Genomic DNA, 15,878 nt, shown 5'->3' with positions numbered 1-15,878 from the left:
AACAGTCCATAGAGGAGGTTTAATGTCTGATTTTTTAATCAGTTGGGGGAATGCTGCTTATACCAGTGTCGGCTTTTTCTGGATGGCGCTGTGGGCTTTTGTGTTGGGTTACTTTATTAGTAGCCTCATTCAAGTGCTTATTACCAAGCAGCGCATGCGCTCGGCTATGGGCACTAACAGCCTAAAATCAATTTCATTAGGTACGTTTTTTGGCTTTATCTCAAGTTCTTGCAGCTTTGCTGCACTCTCCACTACGCGAGCTTTGTTTAACAAAGGGGCCGCATTTAGTGCCTCGATGGCATTTATGTTGGCCTCAACCAACTTGGTCATCGAGCTCGGCTTTGTTATTTCAATTTTTCTAGGCTGGCAATTTGTTGTCGGTGAATACGTCGGTGGGTTATTACTGATTCTTTTCGTTTGGTTGTTTATTACCTTAACTAACCCAACCAAGTTAATTGAGTCTGCGCGAGAGAGTGATAGCGATGACAGCCAGCAACAAGAAACAACCTTAAGCGACTTGCTTAGCAAAGATACTTGGCAAAAAGTCAGCCAAAAATATGTCATGGAATGGCAAATGGTTTGGCAAGACATTCTCATCGGTTTTACCATTGCCGGCGTGGTGTCGGCCTTTGTGCCTAGCGCGTTCTTTGAATGGTTGTTTCTTGGGGTCGGCAGTAACCAAGAAGTTGGTTTCGTGTCGTTATTGCAGCAAGCTGTTGTTGGGCCAATCGCTGCATTTTTTACTTTTATTGGCTCGATGGGCAATATTCCGCTAGCGGCCATTTTGTATGGTGAAGGTGTTGCTTTTGCTGGGGTCATGGCGTTTATATTTTCTGATTTAATTGTGCTGCCAGTGTTGAAAATAAATGCGCGCTATTATGGCTGGAAAATGGCACTGTATATCGCACTTATGCTATTTGTCTGTTTGGTAGCTGCCTCACTGCTTATGCATTACGGATTACTGGCATTCGACTTACTCCCAAACGCCAGCAACTGGAGCTCGCCAGCTGAGCAAGAGTTCTTTCAATTAAATTATGGCTTGGTGCTTAATGGACTATTTTTGGCGGTAAGTGCAGTGCTGATGATTCTGTGGTCGCGGTCGAAAAGCGATGACCATTCGCACCATGATCACAGCACTTCAGTGGGCGATAAATTGATGAATGGCCTGTGTGTCATGAGTGGGCTGTGGTTAGTAGGTGGTTTATTTGTGCACTATGCATAAAAAAAGCCCGAGGCGGTTGGGAGGCCTCGGGCTAACATCACCGTGGGGTTTCCACGGTCAACAACATTTTTTTACGTGTGTTATGTCACGTACAGTTATTTAACTGTTACCGGTTTGGCATCTAATTCAGCGTTTTGCTGTTTGCCCCACAGGCCAATAACAACCTGATAAGCAACCGCCAAACCACCGATAATGAATACCACGTCGCCTACGGTACGAATCCAGCGCAAGCTCTGTAGCAACGGCTGTTGCATGAACTCTTCGCTACGTGCATACCACAAGCCTTCAGAGGCTGAAGCAAAGAACTGGATAAAGCCAACAGGTAACAAGCTAGTGAACAACATGAGGCATAGGCCGATGTTTAACCACCAGAAACCAGTTTTCATAATCTTGTCGTTGAACGCGAAGTTCGGACGAATATAGCGCAAGATTAATAATACGAAACCGATAGCTAGGAAACCGTACACCCCAAACAGTGCTGCGTGAGCGTGAGTCGGTGTCGTGTTCAAACCTTGAATGTAGTAGAGCGCAATTGGTGGGTTAATCATGAAGCCCAATACGCCGGCACCCAAGAAGTTCCAGAACGCTACCGCAACGAAGCACAATAGTGGCCACTTAATGCGTTGCATCCACTCTGCTTTGCGTTGCAGGCTCCAGTTTTCCCAAGCTTCGTAGCCAAGTACAACTAAAGGTACAACTTCAAGCGCAGAGAAAGTCGCGCCTACAGCCATAATTGGTGTAGTAGTACCTGAGAAGTACAGGTGGTGGAAAGTACCTGGTACGCCACCCAACATGAATAGTGACGCTGATGCTAATGAAGCAGCAGTAGCCATACGGCGAGACACTAAGCCCATGCTGTGGAAGATGAATGCCAAGGCTGCGGTTGCGAATACTTCAAAGAAGCCTTCTACCCACAGGTGAACAATCCACCAGCGCCAGTATTCCATGATAGAAATGTGAGTACGTTCACCATAGAAGAAGCCAGCGCCATAGAATAGGCCAATAGCAACCACTGAAGCGGTTAACAAGGCTAACAAGTTCTTGTCGCCAGGCTGTTTGAACGCGCCAACAACGCCGCGCAACATTAAGCCTAACCAGAACACGATGCCTAAGAACTTACCAATTTGCCACAAGCGACCAAGGTCGACGTATTCATAACCTTGGTGACCTAACCAGAAGCTCAGGTTTTCAGGCATGATTTGCGCAATGGCTAAGTAGTTACCAATGAACGAGCCGGCAACAACAACAACCAAGGCCCAGAACAAGATATCAACACCAAGCTTCTGGAACTTCGGATCTTTACCGCCATTAATGATTGGCGCTAAGAATAAGCCTGCAGCTAAGAAGCCGGTGGCAATCCAGAACAAGGCAGCTTGTATGTGCCAGGTACGTACCAGTGAGTACGGGAACCACTCAGATACGTTAATGCCATAGAAAGTTTGGCCTTCAACGGTATAGTGAGCAGTAAAACCACCCAAGAAAATTTGCACAATAAACAGGGCCATAACCAAGAACAGGTATTTGCCTAGTGCTTTTTGTGAAGGGGTTAAATTAACCAAGCTGATAGGGTCTTTGGCTGGCGCTGCAGGTTCTTCTTCGTCGTGATCACGCAAGAATGCCCAAGCCCAGATCAAGCCACCAACACCGGCAATTAACAGAATAATAGACACCAATGACCAAATAAGATTTTCAGTACTTGGTTTGTTATCAATTAACGGCTCATGCGGCCAGTTGTTGGTATAAGTTACGTCGCTATCAGGGCGCTCAGTCGCGGCGGCCCAAGCAGTCCAGAAGAAGAACTGAGTCATGACTTCGCGGCGTTCTGCGCTGGGTAATGTATTCTCTTTCATGGCGTAGTTTTCGCGAGTGCTGCGTAGTGAAATATCATCACTAAACAAACGGCTGTAGTACTCAGCGGTTTGCGCCATGGCTTCTGCACGAACAGCGCTTACAGTCAAGGTATCGGTTTCGGCATCGTATTGTGATGATGTGCGATACTCTTCTTTTAGCGCAAATTGCAGGCCGTTTTGCTCAGCCGGTGATAAGCTTTCATAGCTTTGCCCATACTGGTTTTGTGCACTAATTTCCAACCACGCTAACAGCTCGCGGTGTAACCAGTCAGCAGTCCAGTCTGGAGCTTGATATGCACCGTGGCCCCAAATAGAACCTAATTGCATACCACCGACAGATTGCCATGCGGTTTGACCATCTAGAATCGTCTCTTCCGTCATCAGTAATTGACCCGACTCGGTCACCACTTGATCAGGAATCGGCGGAGCGACACGGTAAACTTCTTTACCGAAATAACCAAGGACACCAAAGGTGATCGCCAAAATGGCAATTAGTATCCACCATAACTTTTTATAACCGGCCATTTGGCACCTCCGGCTGTTGATGTTGTTGCATGAGTTGATTCTCCCTTTAATCAAGATTGCGTTTTCTTTCGCTAGTTGGTGCGCAAGCAAAACGCTCACCCCGTCTCTTTAGCAAGCTCCGTGCCAGTTTTTACCTGACTGAAAACCCACGGAAAATTCATTTTTGTGGGTTAATTCAACCCAGTTCTTCTGCGGTGAAATACACCACGTCGGTAGAAATTACCCGGGTACAAGAATCGCATGTAGAGCGTCTATAGAAAATTGCGCTGAAGGGGTAATGCAGAGGTGCATTGGGGGTATACCCATTGTAGGTAGTTTTTATTGATCTAGATCAATGCATGTTCGTGTGTGGAGACTATGCTGAAACACAAGATATGGTGTTAAATAAATAACCACACACAATATATAGGTATTTCATGTTGCGATACAGTGCTGAACAAGTGGTGTTTCAAGAGGTTCCGGGTGAAGTGTCCCTTGCCTACACCATCACCGGCTGTCCAGTGGGATGCAAGGGCTGCCACAGCGTTGATAGTTGGCCAGTTGGAAGTGGTGAGGCGCTTACTTCCGACTACTTCACAACGCGTTTGGCACAGTATCGCAACCTGATTACCTGCGTATTGTTTTTAGGCGGCGAATGGCAACCAGAAGCGCTCATCGCCCACCTAAAGCAAGCCCGAGAAGCTGGGCTTAATACCTGTTTATACACTGGCTACGACGATGTGTCTTTGGCAATTAAAGAACAATTGACGTACCTCAAAACGGGGCCTTGGATTGCACAGCTTGGTGGCCTTGATAGCCCCACCACCAACCAGAAGTTTTATGACTTACGCAACCAGCAGCTATTGAATTGCCGGTTTGTTTCTTAATGCAAGAAACTAACGCCGTGCGCGAAACCGGAACCATAAATAATAATCAAGGAGAACACTTATGTTGCGCTTACACCCAGATCAAGTTAACGCGAAAATGGAATTCATTAACCAGTATGTTTCGGCCCAAAACGCGGCCGATGGTTCGAAAATGGATGCTAATGCCAATGTGACGCAGAAGAATATTGCGACACTTGAAGCAGAACTCATGAAAGACTTTTTTGTGCAGATAAACCGCAAGCAGGTTAGTACCAAAATTAGTGAGTTGTTTGGTGCCGACTTAGGCCAAGAGTATATTCGCCAAATTGAAGATCATGAAATTTATGTGCATGACGAAACCAGCTTAAAGCCTTACTGCGTGTCGGTAACCATGTATCCGTTTTTGCGTGACGGTTTAACCAAACTTGGTGGCGAGTCAAAAGCGCCGAAGCACCTTGAAAGTTTCTGCGGTACCTTTGTGAACTTTGTTTTTGCGGTTAGCTCGCAGTTCGCTGGCGCAGTAGCGACGGTGGAGTTTTTGGCGTACTTCGACCATTTTGCGCGTCGCGATTATGGTGACAACTACCTAGAAACCCATCGCCACGAAATTGAAAACCATTTGCAACATGTGGTGTATGCATTAAACCAACCTGCTGCAGCACGTGGCTACCAGAGTGTATTCTGGAATATCTCGGTGTATGACCAGCATTATTTTGACAGCATGTTTGGCGACTTTGTGTTCCCAGACTTTTCAAAAAGCAGCTGGGACTCGGTTAGCAAATTACAAGACTTCTTCTTGCACTGGTTTAACGAAGAGCGCAAGAAAACTATCTTAACTTTCCCGGTAGTCACCGTGGCGATGTTAACCGACAACGGCCAGTGCAAAGACCAAGAGTTTGCACGCCATATTGCCCATGAATTAGCGGACGGCAACTCGTTCTTTGTTTATCTGTCGCCAAATGCTGACTCGTTAGCATCATGCTGCCGTTTACGCAGTGAAATTGCCGACAACACCTTCTCGTATACGCTGGGCGCGGGCGGCGTGGCAACCGGCTCTATTAACGTCATCACCATTAATATGAACCGTTTGGTGCAAGACGGCCGCGACTTGAACGCCGAAATTGAGAAAATTCATAAGTACCAGGTGGCTTACCGCCGCATTATGGAAGAATACAAAGAAGCGGGATTGCTCACGGTGTACGACGCTGGTTTTATTTCGCTCGACAAGCAGTTTTTAACCATCGGCATTAACGGCATGGTAGAAGCCGCTGAGTCACAAGGGCTAACAGCAAGCAACAATCGCGATTACATTGAATTTGTACAGCGCCATTTGAAAGTGATTTATGACGCAAACAAACGGGCCAAACAAGAATACGGCTACATGTTTAATACTGAGTTTGTGCCAGCTGAAAACTTAGGAGTTAAAAACGCCAAGTGGGACCGCGAAGACGGCTACTTTGTTCCACGTGACTGCTACAACTCGTATTTTTATGTGGTTGAAGACGAAAACACCAACTCGCTCGATAAATTCGTGATGCACGGCAACGAGTTGATTGAATTTTTAGATGGCGGCTCGGCGTTGCATTTGAACCTTGATGAGAAACTCACCGAAGACGGCTATTTATCCATGCTCAACATTGCTGCCACGACCGGCTGTAACTACTTCTGCATCAATGTGAAAATTACCATCTGTAACGACTGCGAGCATATCGACAAGCGTACGCTGTGCGAGTGTTCATCGTGTGGTTCAGCGGATGTGGACTATGGCACGCGTGTGATTGGTTACTTAAAGCGGGTGAGCTCGTTTAGCCAAGGGCGTCGCAAAGAACACCAAGCTCGCCATTATCACCGTAAACAGCAAGACACCAGTATTGCCGGTGCTCGCGCCCAAGCCAACGCACTGAAACAGGCCAGCTAAAGCAGGCAGCTAAAGCAGGCAAGTAAGGCCTGCTTCAGCAGAGTTTGTCAGCGAAAATAAGCGTTGCGTTACACCACTTTGGAGTAGCGCGGCGCTGTTGCTGCGTCATCTAAGTAGGCATCAAAGCAGGCACAAATACTGCGCACCCACAAACGGCCCAAGGTGGTCACTTTTAAGCTGTTGTCATCAAGCTCTACCAAGCCATCTTCAACAAATGGCGCCAGTTTACGCTTGGCATCGGCAAAGTATGTCCAGAAGTCTTCCATGTTCCAGTCGTTTGCAAAGGCCTGAATATCTAGGTCAAAGTGACAGATCACTTGCGAAATTAGGGCCGCACGTAATTTGTCGTCGCCGTTTAATTCAAAACCCTTCACAATCGGCAAGGTGCCGCTATCAATGGCTTTGTAATACGAAGGTAATTCTTTCACGTTCTGCCAAAGCACACCGTCTATTTGGCTAATAGATGACGCACCAATACCGAGCAAGGCGTCTTGGCCCGAGGTGGTATAGCCTTGGAAATTGCGTTGCAGCTCGCCACGCTGCTGTGCTTGCGCCAAGGTGTCGTCCGTTTTGGCGAAGTGATCCATGCCAATAAATTGATAGCCAGCGGCCGTAAATTTAGTAATACCTAGCTGCAATAACTCCAGTTTAATTGGCGCTGTTGGCAAGCTTGATTCGTCAATTTTACGCTGGCCCGCAAAGCGTGACGGCAAGTGCGCATAGCTAAACAGTGACACACGGTCGGGGTTTAGCTCAATCACTTGGTCAATTGACGCCGCAAAGGTTTCAGGCCGCTGATACGGCAATCCGTAAATAAGATCGAGGTTGATTGAGCGAAAACCGAGCTCTTTGCTTAACGCAATTTGGTGCTTGATCATGTCGGTGTCTTGTACGCGATTAATGGCAATTTGCACCTTGGTGTCAAAATCTTGTACGCCATAACTGACACGATCAAAACCAAGCTTGCGTAAGTGGCGCAGCTTGTCATCACTGCAGCTGCGTGGGTCAATTTCAATTGACCATTCGGCATCGTTCGTGAATTCAAAATGTTCGTGCAACAAGTCCATGAGGCGCGACAATTGGGTCTCGCTTAAAAACGTCGGCGTACCACCGCCCATGTGCACGGACTCAAACTTGCGCTTGCCCAGCAGAGCTTTGTACATTGCCATTTCTTTGGCTAAGTAATCTAAGTAAATATCGGCTTTGTGTTGGTGGCGCGTAATGACCTTGTTACAACCACAGTAATAACAAAGCTTGATACAAAACGGTAAGTGAATGTACAGGCTGAGTTCATCTGGTGCGCTGGCTAGGGTTTGCTCCATGGTGCTTAGCGGAAACTTATTGTGCAACGCCAAGGCGGTTGGGTACGACGTATAACGCGGCCCGTTAATATTGTACTTGTCGATGAGCTCTTGGCTCCAAACAATTTGATTTGCGCTGCTAGTCATTGTCGTACCTCGTGGGGGTGTACCCCTTACCTGTGAATTTCTGAGTGCAGTTTATATGATGCAGATCAGAAAATTGATACATCTGAAGGGGTATAACCATGCGTTTTTGGCACGACTTTTAGGTACGTGTTTATGTAGCCATTACCGCAGTTCAGGCCTTGCAACAATGGCGTCGGCAGTGGCTTGGGTAAAGCGAAATAATGACTTGGGTAAACGCCCCTCAAGCTCAATGGTGTCGAGCAAATTTTTGACCTCTAAGCCCAGCTCTGTATCGCCTTTGATCATCAGCTTACGCCGGAAAAACAAGGTGTCTGGGTCTACCTTGCCACTAATCATTAGCAGTAACGATGCACTGTTACCACGCATGGTTACTGCGGCGGGTTGTGGTGCTAACGAAGCCCGTAAACGCCCTTGTTCAGTGAGGGTTACCGAAAAATGAAAGGCTAGGTCGGGCACCTCAATACGAACCCATTGTTTTGGCAAAAAAGCAAAGCGCTGCTGCTTAATTTCGGCCTGCAAAAGCTGATTCAAAGACAGGGTAAGTAATTGTTCTAAAATGGGTTTTGGTGTTACTCGCGCCATAACGCCAAGGCCGCTAATAACCCGTGACCAGTTGTCTACCACTTTGGGGATAACCATAAGTTGCCGTCCATTAATGTCCCGTAAAATTCTCAGAAGATTATAATACTCATTACGAATGCATGTTTATCGACGGGATCAATAATTATGGAACTTCTGTGCCCAGCAGGCAGTATGCCCGCCCTCAAAGCCGCCATTGAACATGGTGCCGATGCCGTTTATGTCGGATTGAAAGATGAAACCAATGCGCGTCACTTTGCTGGCCTAAATTTAGATCAAGCCGGTTTAACCGAGGCTGCGCGCTATGTGCACCACCACGGTAAGAAATTGCACGTGGCAATTAATACCTTTGCCCATGCCGATACGTTTGAACATTGGCGCCGCGCGGTTGATATGGCCGTGAAAGCTGGTGCCGATGTGCTTATTTTGGCAGACATGGCGGTACTGGCCTACGCGGCTGAGCGCTATCCGAAAGTGGAAGTACATTTATCGGTACAAGCCTCAGCAACCAACGCCGCTGCCATTGAGTTTTATAAGCAGTTTGGCGTCAAGCGCGTGGTGTTGCCGCGCGTGCTGTCTATGAACCAAGTACGCTCAATTGCGCGCACCACCGATATGGATCTTGAAGTATTTGCTTTCGGTAGCTTGTGCATTATGGCCGAGGGGCGCTGCTACTTAAGTTCATACATGACAGGCGAGTCACCGAACACCGCAGGTGCATGCTCGCCGGCCAAGTTTGTGCGCTGGGACGAAGCCGATGACGGCACCCTCGAGTCGCGCTTGAACAACATATTGATAGACCGCTTTGCACCGCATGAAACCGCCGGCTACCCAACCTTATGCAAGGGGCGCTTTACGGTTGGTGAAGACACCTACCACGCGCTCGAAGAGCCGACCAGCTTAAACACTTTAAGCTTGCTGCCCGAGCTTTATAAAGAGGGCATTGCGTCGCTCAAAATTGAAGGTCGGCAACGTAGCCCAGCTTATGTGGCGCAAATTACGCAGGTTTGGCGCCAGGCCATTGATTCGGTGATGAGCAAGCCGGACAACTTTGAAGTACAGCAGCAATGGGACCATGTGCTGGCTGGCTTATCTGAGGGCAGCCAAACCACGCTAGGTGCCTACCATCGGAAATGGAAATAATTGGGAACTGATATGAAATTTTCTCTTGGAGCCATTCAGTATTTTTGGCCGAAGCAAGTGGTCGAAAACTTTTATCAACAGGCTGCAGACTCATCTGTGGATATCGTTTATTTGGGTGAAACCGTTTGTAGTAAGCGGCGCGAGCTGAAATTTGATGACTACATGCGTATTGCCCACATGTTACGGGAAGCCGGCAAACAGGTATGTTTGTCGACCATGACCTTACTCGAGGCGCCTTCAGAGCTACGCGAGCTGCGCAAATACTGTGACAACGGCGATTTTATTGTCGAGGCAAACGACGTTGGCGCAATTCCTTATTTGCAGGAGCATCAGGTGCCTTTTGTCGCAGGTGCGGCCATTAATTGCTACAACCAACACACGTTGCGCAAATTAATGAGTATGGGCATGAGCCGCTGGGTTATGCCGGTAGAGCTTTCTCGTGAATGGTTAGCCAAACTATTGGCTCAGCCCATGGTGAAAGACGTACGCGATTGTTTTGAAGTTGAAGTATTTGCGTTAGGCCATATGCCGCTAGCGTGGTCAGGGCGATGCTTTACCGCGCGCTCAGAAAACCGCGCCAAAGATCAATGCGAACTTTGTTGCATTAAGTACCCCGAGGGGCGCGAAGTAACCAGCCAAGACGGCACCCAAGTGTTTGTGCTCAATGGTATTCAAACTCAATCTGGCACCCGTTATAACTTGGTCAATCAACTACCTAACATGCAAGGCTTGGTCGATGTGGTACGCTTAAGCCCACAGTTAACTGGAACCTTTGACTGGTTAGAAAAGTTTCGTGCTAACAGCCAGGGTGATCACCCGCAGCAGCTTGCCAAAAATGACAGCAATGGTTATTGGCTAGCCCTCGCGGGCCTGGTGCAGCAACTCGACTAAAGGCGCGAAAACAAAAGAGGAATACCCATGCTACAAATTACTGACTTACAAGTAGAACAAAAAATGTGGCCGTTGTTACGCCAAGCGTTTCGCCCTATGTTTTTGCTGGGTGCAAGCTTTAGCGCACTAGCTATGTTGTTATGGATTCTAGCGCTTGCCGGTACCATTACTTTACCCGTGTATGGCAACGTGTTGGTGTGGCACAGCCATGAAATGATTTTTGGTTTTGTGGCCGCTATTGTGGTGGGCTTTTTGCTGACCGCCGTGCAAAACTGGACCGGCCTAAGAGCGACCCATGGCCGCGCTTTAGGTATTTTAACCACGGTGTGGATTTTGGGTCGCTTAGCATTTTTGTTTGGTGCGCACTTACCGGTTTGGTTAGTTGCCGCTGTGGACTTATTGTTTTTACCACTCGCTGCAATCTTATTAGCTGTGCCGCTCATTAAAGTGAAGCAACAGCGTAACTTGTTCTTTGTGCCGGTATTATTTTTGCTCACGTTCTGTAACGCGCTGATGCACTACGGTTTAATAGAAAACCGTTTCGACTTGCAGCAACTAGGTAGTCAAAATGCAGTTTGGCTAGTTACCTTACTCATGGCCATTGTTGGTGGCCGCGTGCTACCCATGTTTACCGCCAACGGCACCATGACCAAGAAGGCTGAGCCCATTGAGTGGCTAGATCGCATTGCACTAGGTAGCTTGTGGTTGATTTTTGTACTGAATATTACCTTATTTAGTGCCCAGCTGCCGAACGAAGTGATGGCGGCCGTTTATGGCATTTGTGCCGTGTCATTGGCAATTCGCTGCTTACGCTGGCGTATCTGGATTACCTTAAGCGTGCCATTGTTGTGGTCGCTGCACATTGCTTATTTGTTTATTCCCGTTGGCTTGGCGTTATTTGCATTGCGCGAGTTAGGTTTTGATGTGAGCAACTCGGTGGCCATTCATGCACTAACTGCTGGCGCTATGGGTAATATGATTTTAGCCATGATTGCGCGGGTATCGTTAGGCCATAGTGGCCGACCTCTGCAACCAAAAGCGATTATGTCCGTGGCATTTTTGTTGGTGTTTACTGCGGCGCTAACACGTGTGGTATTTGTTTGGTTACTGCCTGAATTCAGCTTGCCATGGTATGCCATAGGTGCCGCAGCATGGATTTTAGCTTACGCCATATACGTGGTGATTTACCTACCTATCTTAACCACCCCTCGCCCAGACGGCCGCCCAGGCTAATTGGGCGAGTCGGTTGGCTCGGTTGCCGCCTCATTGGTTTGCTTAGGAGCTTGCTCGGGGCGCAACCAAAGCCAAACGGCCACGGTGGCCATAATGCCGATAACGCTGAGTTTTAGCGCCAAATGCACGGGGCTAAACGCTAACATAATTGAGCTGCCACCCATCATCACGCTGGCAATGACTTTGGGCTGACGTTTCACCACGCCGTATTTGCGCCAGGCAATAATTTGCGGGCCATATTTGGGGTGTGAGAGTAGTTTCGCTTCCAGTGCCGGCCAGCCTTTACCGCCAGCCCAAGCTGCAACCAATAAAAACGGAACCGTTGGCATAATGGGTAGCATTAGGCCAATAACACCCAACACGAGCGCCAAAATGGCAATAGTTCGCCACACCACAATGCGCAAAATCACGGTCATACGTAACTGAAAACCCTGTGCCTATTTTAAGCCAAGTCGGCTAGCTAATTTGTGTAAATTGCTTGGATCAAGGTCAAGTATACGGGCTGCTTGTGTCCATTTATAGTCTGACTGTTCAAGCGCTTTTTGAATGAGTTCGCGCTGCACGGTTTGCACCGCATGTTTTAGGTTCAATGAGCCGCTGTCGTTAAGGCTAGAATTGACCACGCTACCCGCCACTTGCTGCATGGCTTGCGCGTCGGCCGCGACACCCGGTAAATCAAGTAAGTTTGCGTCAATGCTAACAATATCATCGCGGCGCGCGCCTAAGCTTAGTGCTTTAATGGCTGCGCGACTAATGGTGTGCTCTAATTCGCGCACGTTGCCCGGCCAGTCATAACTGCGTAGTGCTTGTTCAGCCGCTGGTGAAAGCCGTAACGCCCGTACCCCAAGCCTAGCTCGGTTCAGCTCAAGAAAGTGTCCGGCTAGTACTGCAATATCGACGTCACGGTCGCGAAGAGGCGGTATCGGCAATGGGTACACCGATAATCGATGATACAAATCTGCACGAAAATCCCCGTTTTTAATTTGTTGTTTCAAGTCGCGGTTGGTGGCGGCAACTATGCGCACGTTCACTTGATGCGACTTATCGCTACCTAAGCGTTGAATTTCACCATTCTGCAGCACTCGTAGGAGTTTGGCCTGAATAGATAACGGCAATTCGCCCACTTCGTCCAAGAAAATGGTGCCGCCATCGGCGCTATCAAAGCGGCCAGCCCGTTCATGGGTCGCGCCAGAATAAGCACCGCGGGTGTGACCAAACAGCTCGCTCTCGGCCAAAGTTTCAGGCAGAGCCGCACAGTTCACATAAACCAGAGGCTGCTTATTGCGCGACGACAAGCGGTGCAAGTGGCGCGCGAACAACTCTTTACCAACGCCCGTTTCGCCGAGTAACAGCACCGGTAAGTCTGAGCCGGCAACCACCTCAAGTTCTTGCAATACCGTCATTAATGCAGCGCTATGGCCAATGATGTCTTGTGCATCGGCACCATTGCTAGTCAGTGAGTACTCACCGTCGCGGCGGTTATTGCGCAGCGCGCGAATGTTTTGTTCAATCAAGCCCATACGAATGGCCGCTTCAACCAGCAGACTTGCGCGTTGCAAGGCTTGCATGGTTTGCTCATCAAAGGTGCCTGGTGTTAGCGCGTCAAGCGTGAGTACGCCCCAAATTTTGCCTTCAATATGCAAGCTGATACCCATACAGTCGTGTACCGCCAGATGGCCGTCAGGGCTGTCTTCAATCAGCCCATCGTAGGGGTCCGCTAACGGGCTGTCAGGTTCAAAGCGCACCGTTTCACGGCTACCTAAAATGCACGCCAAGCGAGGGTGTTGTGACACCAAAAAGCGTCGGCCTAAAGCTTCACGGGCAAGACCGACACTGGCAATAGGGCGCAACATATCTTGATCATGTTTAAGAATAACCACAGCACCGCAATGAAAGTGCGTGCGCAGGGTTTTCACCACTTTTTCTAAGCGAATCACCGCTGGTAAATCGGTCACTAAATCGGCGATTAAGGTTTCTAATAACGTCACATCATGCATGGTATAAACAACCCTATTTGGGCCTCAATGACCCGAAAAATATGGGTGTAATTTACCATTACTGAGAAAAACTCGATATAAATCAAAGTGGGTATTTTTGGCATCTAACTTGCAGTAGCTAGTGGGTGTATAGCAACCAATTTCACTCTTAATGTGAGTCTATTGAAGGAGACTGCCCATGACCACGCAAACAGTTCATGCCGAAGCGTTAGCGGTATATCAAGCGATGCCGAAAAAAGCCCTAACTGATTTTATGGTTGAGCATTTTCATGAAAAGCACCGTGCTCAGTTACCTGATCTCATTAACTTAGCGCGCAAGATTGAAGACGTGCATAACGACCATAGCGACTGCCCAGCAGGCTTGTCTGATCACCTACAAGCGATGTACCAAGAGCTTGAAAGCCACATGATGAAAGAAGAGCAAATTCTGTTCCCTATGTTAGCTGGTGATATTTACCCGAAGGGCCCAATTGCGGTGATGGAAGAAGAGCATGACCAGCATGAGCAAATGATCGCCCAGCTGTTAGAGTTAACCAACCAATGCAATGCGCCACGTGGCGCCTGTGGTAGCTGGATTATGTTGTACGAGGGAATTAACGAGTTTGTGAATGACTTGCACCAACACATTGCCATTGAAAATGCCGTGTTGTTTAAGCAACCAGAACAAAAAAGCAGCGGCCATGGTAACGGCCACTGCTGTGGTGGATGCCAGTAATCTCGTTACTGAGCCAGTTCGTGTAAGCGTTCTGGCTCAAGTACGTTCACCAGCTTGTTTTGTACGTCAATAACGCCCTCGGCTTGCAGCGCTGACAAAATACGGCTGATGGTTTCTACCGACAAACCAAGATAATTACCAATATCAGCACGTGTCATGGTTAACCGAAACGAACGGTTGGACAGCCCGCGTTCTTTAAAACGATCGGCAAGGGTCGTTAAAAAGTTCGCTAAGCGTTGCTGAGCGGAACGGTTGTTTAAGGTGCCGAGCAATTGTTTGCTATTGTAAATTTCGCCACTCATTAAGCGCCACATTTGGCGGCGTAGGCCAGGCATTTGTTCAGCTAGCTCGTCAAGCGAACTCATTGGAATTTCACACAGCATGGCGGTTTCTAATGCTTGAGTGTAGCTACGGTGTTGGCTGTTGGCTAACGCATCGAAACCAATCACATCGCCAGGTAGGTGAAAATCGATAATCTGCTCAACGCCGTTGTCGTCAATGGTGTACGACTTCAACGAACCACTGCGAACCGCATACAAGCACTTTAATGACTCACCGGCGTTAACTAACACATCGCGTTTGTGAATAGGCTTGTGGCGCTGAATAATGGTGTCTAAGCGAGCCATGCCGTCTTGGTCAAGCTGATAAGGCAAACACAGTGCGGCCATGCTGCAATTTTGACAATGAATGTGTGAGGTCATATTTGCCATAACTATTTCCTGATGCAGATCAAATTTAGTAAGTGATGCATGCAGTATACGCGCTACGGCTAGAAATTAACCTTGTGCTGATGGAGTACCCCTGAGATCCCTCTCAAGGGGTAGATCGCGATTAATTGCTTATGTTTTACATCCCCGATAAAATGCGCGCCTACCATTAGGGAGCTGTATTTTGGATGCATTTTTAACTTCAACCGTCACCGTTGCAATTGCGGAAATAGGCGATAAAACACAATTGCTTAGCCTGTTTTTGGCGGCGCGCTATCGGCACAAGTGGTCCATTATTTCCGGTATATTTGTCGCGACCGTATTAAACCACTTTGTGTCCGCCTGGTTTGGTAGCTGGATAATTAGCGTGCTACCGCAAGACACAGCGACTTATGTGGTTGCTGCCAGCTTTATTGCCGTAGGCTTGTGGGTGCTTATTCCCGACAAGGCTGACGATGATGACATGGGTGTGGTGCGCAAATATGGCGCATTTGTGGCGACGACCGTGCTGTTTTTCCTAGCTGAAATAGGTGACAAAACGCAAATTGCAACCGTTGTGCTTGGCGCGCAATACAGTAACGTTTGGTTGGTCACTTTAGGCACCACTATTGGCATGATGTTAGCTAATGTACCCGTGGTTTTGTTGGGTAATAAGCTCATGCAAAAACTACCACTCGACCTAGCTCGTTACATGGCCTCTGCACTCTTCATCGTGCTTGGCGTTGTGGCGTTATTTTGGTAAATGCAGCGCAACGAAGAAAGTTATTCCAGATCACGGCATTGTTTATAAAATAACCTATAGTTA

14 protein-coding genes are annotated in these 15,878 nt (G+C 48.1%); 8 read left to right on the top strand and 6 right to left on the bottom strand.

From position 1 onward, the window contains the following. Window positions 1-22: 22 nt before the first annotated feature. Window positions 23-1,222: a permease gene (locus tag BM334_RS10455; protein ID WP_092841497.1), complete on the top strand. Its 1,200-nt coding sequence runs from the start codon at window positions 23-25 to the stop codon at window positions 1,220-1,222. Between the two features lie 95 nt (window positions 1,223-1,317). Here BM334_RS10455 and BM334_RS10450 read toward each other — a convergent pair whose 3' ends face one another. After that, window positions 1,318-3,597 (bottom strand): nitric-oxide reductase large subunit, encoded by a 2,280-nt coding sequence (locus BM334_RS10450; protein WP_092841495.1) that lies wholly within the window; start codon window positions 3,595-3,597, stop codon window positions 1,318-1,320. Window positions 3,598-4,013: 416 nt separating this feature from the next. On the opposite strand from BM334_RS10450, the gene nrdG reads away from it, so the two are divergent. Together nrdG and nrdD are read left to right on the top strand one after the other, a co-directional pair. Further along, window positions 4,014-4,463 (top strand): anaerobic ribonucleoside-triphosphate reductase activating protein, encoded by a 450-nt coding sequence (gene nrdG / locus BM334_RS10445; RefSeq protein WP_092841493.1) that lies wholly within the window; start codon window positions 4,014-4,016, stop codon window positions 4,461-4,463. 61 nt (window positions 4,464-4,524) lie between these two features. Next, on the top strand, window positions 4,525-6,360 hold the full coding sequence (gene nrdD / locus BM334_RS10440) for an anaerobic ribonucleoside-triphosphate reductase (RefSeq protein WP_092841491.1): 1,836 nt from the start codon (window positions 4,525-4,527) through the stop codon (window positions 6,358-6,360). 68 nt (window positions 6,361-6,428) lie between these two features. On the opposite strand, the gene hemN is transcribed toward nrdD, so the two are convergent. After that, window positions 6,429-7,808, bottom strand: coding sequence for an oxygen-independent coproporphyrinogen III oxidase (gene hemN / locus BM334_RS10435; protein ID WP_092841489.1), 1,380 nt, complete (start codon window positions 7,806-7,808; stop codon window positions 6,429-6,431). A gap of 141 nt (window positions 7,809-7,949) precedes the next feature. Continuing rightward, entirely contained in the window at window positions 7,950-8,447 is a 498-nt protein-coding gene (gene ubiT, locus BM334_RS10430; protein WP_092841486.1) for a ubiquinone anaerobic biosynthesis accessory factor UbiT, read from the bottom strand. Window positions 8,448-8,534: 87 nt separating this feature from the next. Here ubiT and ubiU point away from each other — a divergent pair, with 87 nt between their 5' ends. Genes ubiU through BM334_RS10415 form a run of 3 tightly spaced genes read left to right on the top strand, consistent with a single transcriptional unit; the run spans window position 8,535 to window position 11,654 of the window. Then, complete coding sequence (ubiU, locus tag BM334_RS10425) at window positions 8,535-9,530, top strand: ubiquinone anaerobic biosynthesis protein UbiU (RefSeq protein WP_092841484.1); 996 nt, start codon at window positions 8,535-8,537, stop codon at window positions 9,528-9,530. Between the two features lie 12 nt (window positions 9,531-9,542). Further along, window positions 9,543-10,421, top strand: coding sequence for a U32 family peptidase (locus BM334_RS10420; protein ID WP_092841481.1), 879 nt, complete (start codon window positions 9,543-9,545; stop codon window positions 10,419-10,421). Between the two features lie 27 nt (window positions 10,422-10,448). Then, on the top strand, window positions 10,449-11,654 hold the full coding sequence (locus tag BM334_RS10415; RefSeq protein ID WP_092841479.1) for an NnrS family protein: 1,206 nt from the start codon (window positions 10,449-10,451) through the stop codon (window positions 11,652-11,654). On the opposite strand, the gene BM334_RS10410 is transcribed toward BM334_RS10415, so the two are convergent. Next, window positions 11,651-12,070 (bottom strand): YbaN family protein, encoded by a 420-nt coding sequence (locus tag BM334_RS10410; RefSeq protein WP_198677345.1) that lies wholly within the window; start codon window positions 12,068-12,070, stop codon window positions 11,651-11,653. The two genes, BM334_RS10415 and BM334_RS10410, sit on opposite strands and share 4 nt — an antisense overlap. Window positions 12,071-12,091: 21 nt before the next feature. Beyond that, on the bottom strand, window positions 12,092-13,651 hold the full coding sequence (norR, locus tag BM334_RS10405; RefSeq protein WP_092841477.1) for a nitric oxide reductase transcriptional regulator NorR: 1,560 nt from the start codon (window positions 13,649-13,651) through the stop codon (window positions 12,092-12,094). Window positions 13,652-13,829: 178 nt separating this feature from the next. Here norR and BM334_RS10400 point away from each other — a divergent pair, with 178 nt between their 5' ends. After that, complete coding sequence (locus tag BM334_RS10400; RefSeq protein WP_092841475.1) at window positions 13,830-14,366, top strand: hemerythrin domain-containing protein; 537 nt, start codon at window positions 13,830-13,832, stop codon at window positions 14,364-14,366. 5 nt (window positions 14,367-14,371) lie between these two features. Here the strand turns inward: BM334_RS10400 and fnr are convergent, their stop codons facing one another. Next, window positions 14,372-15,076, bottom strand: coding sequence for a fumarate/nitrate reduction transcriptional regulator Fnr (gene fnr, locus BM334_RS10395; RefSeq protein WP_241970922.1), 705 nt, complete (start codon window positions 15,074-15,076; stop codon window positions 14,372-14,374). A gap of 181 nt (window positions 15,077-15,257) precedes the next feature. On the opposite strand from fnr, the gene BM334_RS10390 reads away from it, so the two are divergent. After that, entirely contained in the window at window positions 15,258-15,815 is a 558-nt protein-coding gene (locus BM334_RS10390; RefSeq protein ID WP_092841473.1) for a TMEM165/GDT1 family protein, read from the top strand. Window positions 15,816-15,878: the final 63 nt, after the last annotated feature.

It is taken from the genome of Pseudidiomarina donghaiensis, assembly GCF_900116895.1.
GTDB classification, from domain to species: Bacteria; Pseudomonadota; Gammaproteobacteria; order Enterobacterales; family Alteromonadaceae; genus Pseudidiomarina; species Pseudidiomarina donghaiensis.
Note: the sequence above shows the minus strand (reverse complement) of the source record. Positions and strands in the feature narration are given on the sequence as shown.

Excerpts from the sequence above, each read along its gene's own strand:
- nrdD (WP_092841491.1), top strand. The coding sequence starts at position 4,525 with ATGTTGCGCTTACACCCAGATCAAGTTAACGCGAAAATGGAATTCATT.
- hemN (WP_092841489.1), bottom strand. The coding sequence starts at position 7,808 with ATGACTAGCAGCGCAAATCAAATTGTTTGGAGCCAAGAGCTCATCGAC.
- BM334_RS10450 (WP_092841495.1), bottom strand. The coding sequence starts at position 3,597 with ATGGCCGGTTATAAAAAGTTATGGTGGATACTAATTGCCATTTTGGCG.
- ubiU (WP_092841484.1), top strand. The coding sequence starts at position 8,535 with ATGGAACTTCTGTGCCCAGCAGGCAGTATGCCCGCCCTCAAAGCCGCC.
- BM334_RS10410 (WP_198677345.1), bottom strand. The coding sequence starts at position 12,070 with ATGACCGTGATTTTGCGCATTGTGGTGTGGCGAACTATTGCCATTTTG.
- fnr (WP_241970922.1), bottom strand. The coding sequence starts at position 15,076 with ATGGCAAATATGACCTCACACATTCATTGTCAAAATTGCAGCATGGCC.
- ubiT (WP_092841486.1), bottom strand. The coding sequence starts at position 8,447 with ATGGTTATCCCCAAAGTGGTAGACAACTGGTCACGGGTTATTAGCGGC.
- BM334_RS10420 (WP_092841481.1), top strand. The coding sequence starts at position 9,543 with ATGAAATTTTCTCTTGGAGCCATTCAGTATTTTTGGCCGAAGCAAGTG.
- BM334_RS10415 (WP_092841479.1), top strand. The coding sequence starts at position 10,449 with ATGCTACAAATTACTGACTTACAAGTAGAACAAAAAATGTGGCCGTTG.
- norR (WP_092841477.1), bottom strand. The coding sequence starts at position 13,651 with ATGCATGATGTGACGTTATTAGAAACCTTAATCGCCGATTTAGTGACC.
- BM334_RS10455 (WP_092841497.1), top strand. The coding sequence starts at position 23 with ATGTCTGATTTTTTAATCAGTTGGGGGAATGCTGCTTATACCAGTGTC.
- BM334_RS10400 (WP_092841475.1), top strand. The coding sequence starts at position 13,830 with ATGACCACGCAAACAGTTCATGCCGAAGCGTTAGCGGTATATCAAGCG.
- nrdG (WP_092841493.1), top strand. The coding sequence starts at position 4,014 with ATGTTGCGATACAGTGCTGAACAAGTGGTGTTTCAAGAGGTTCCGGGT.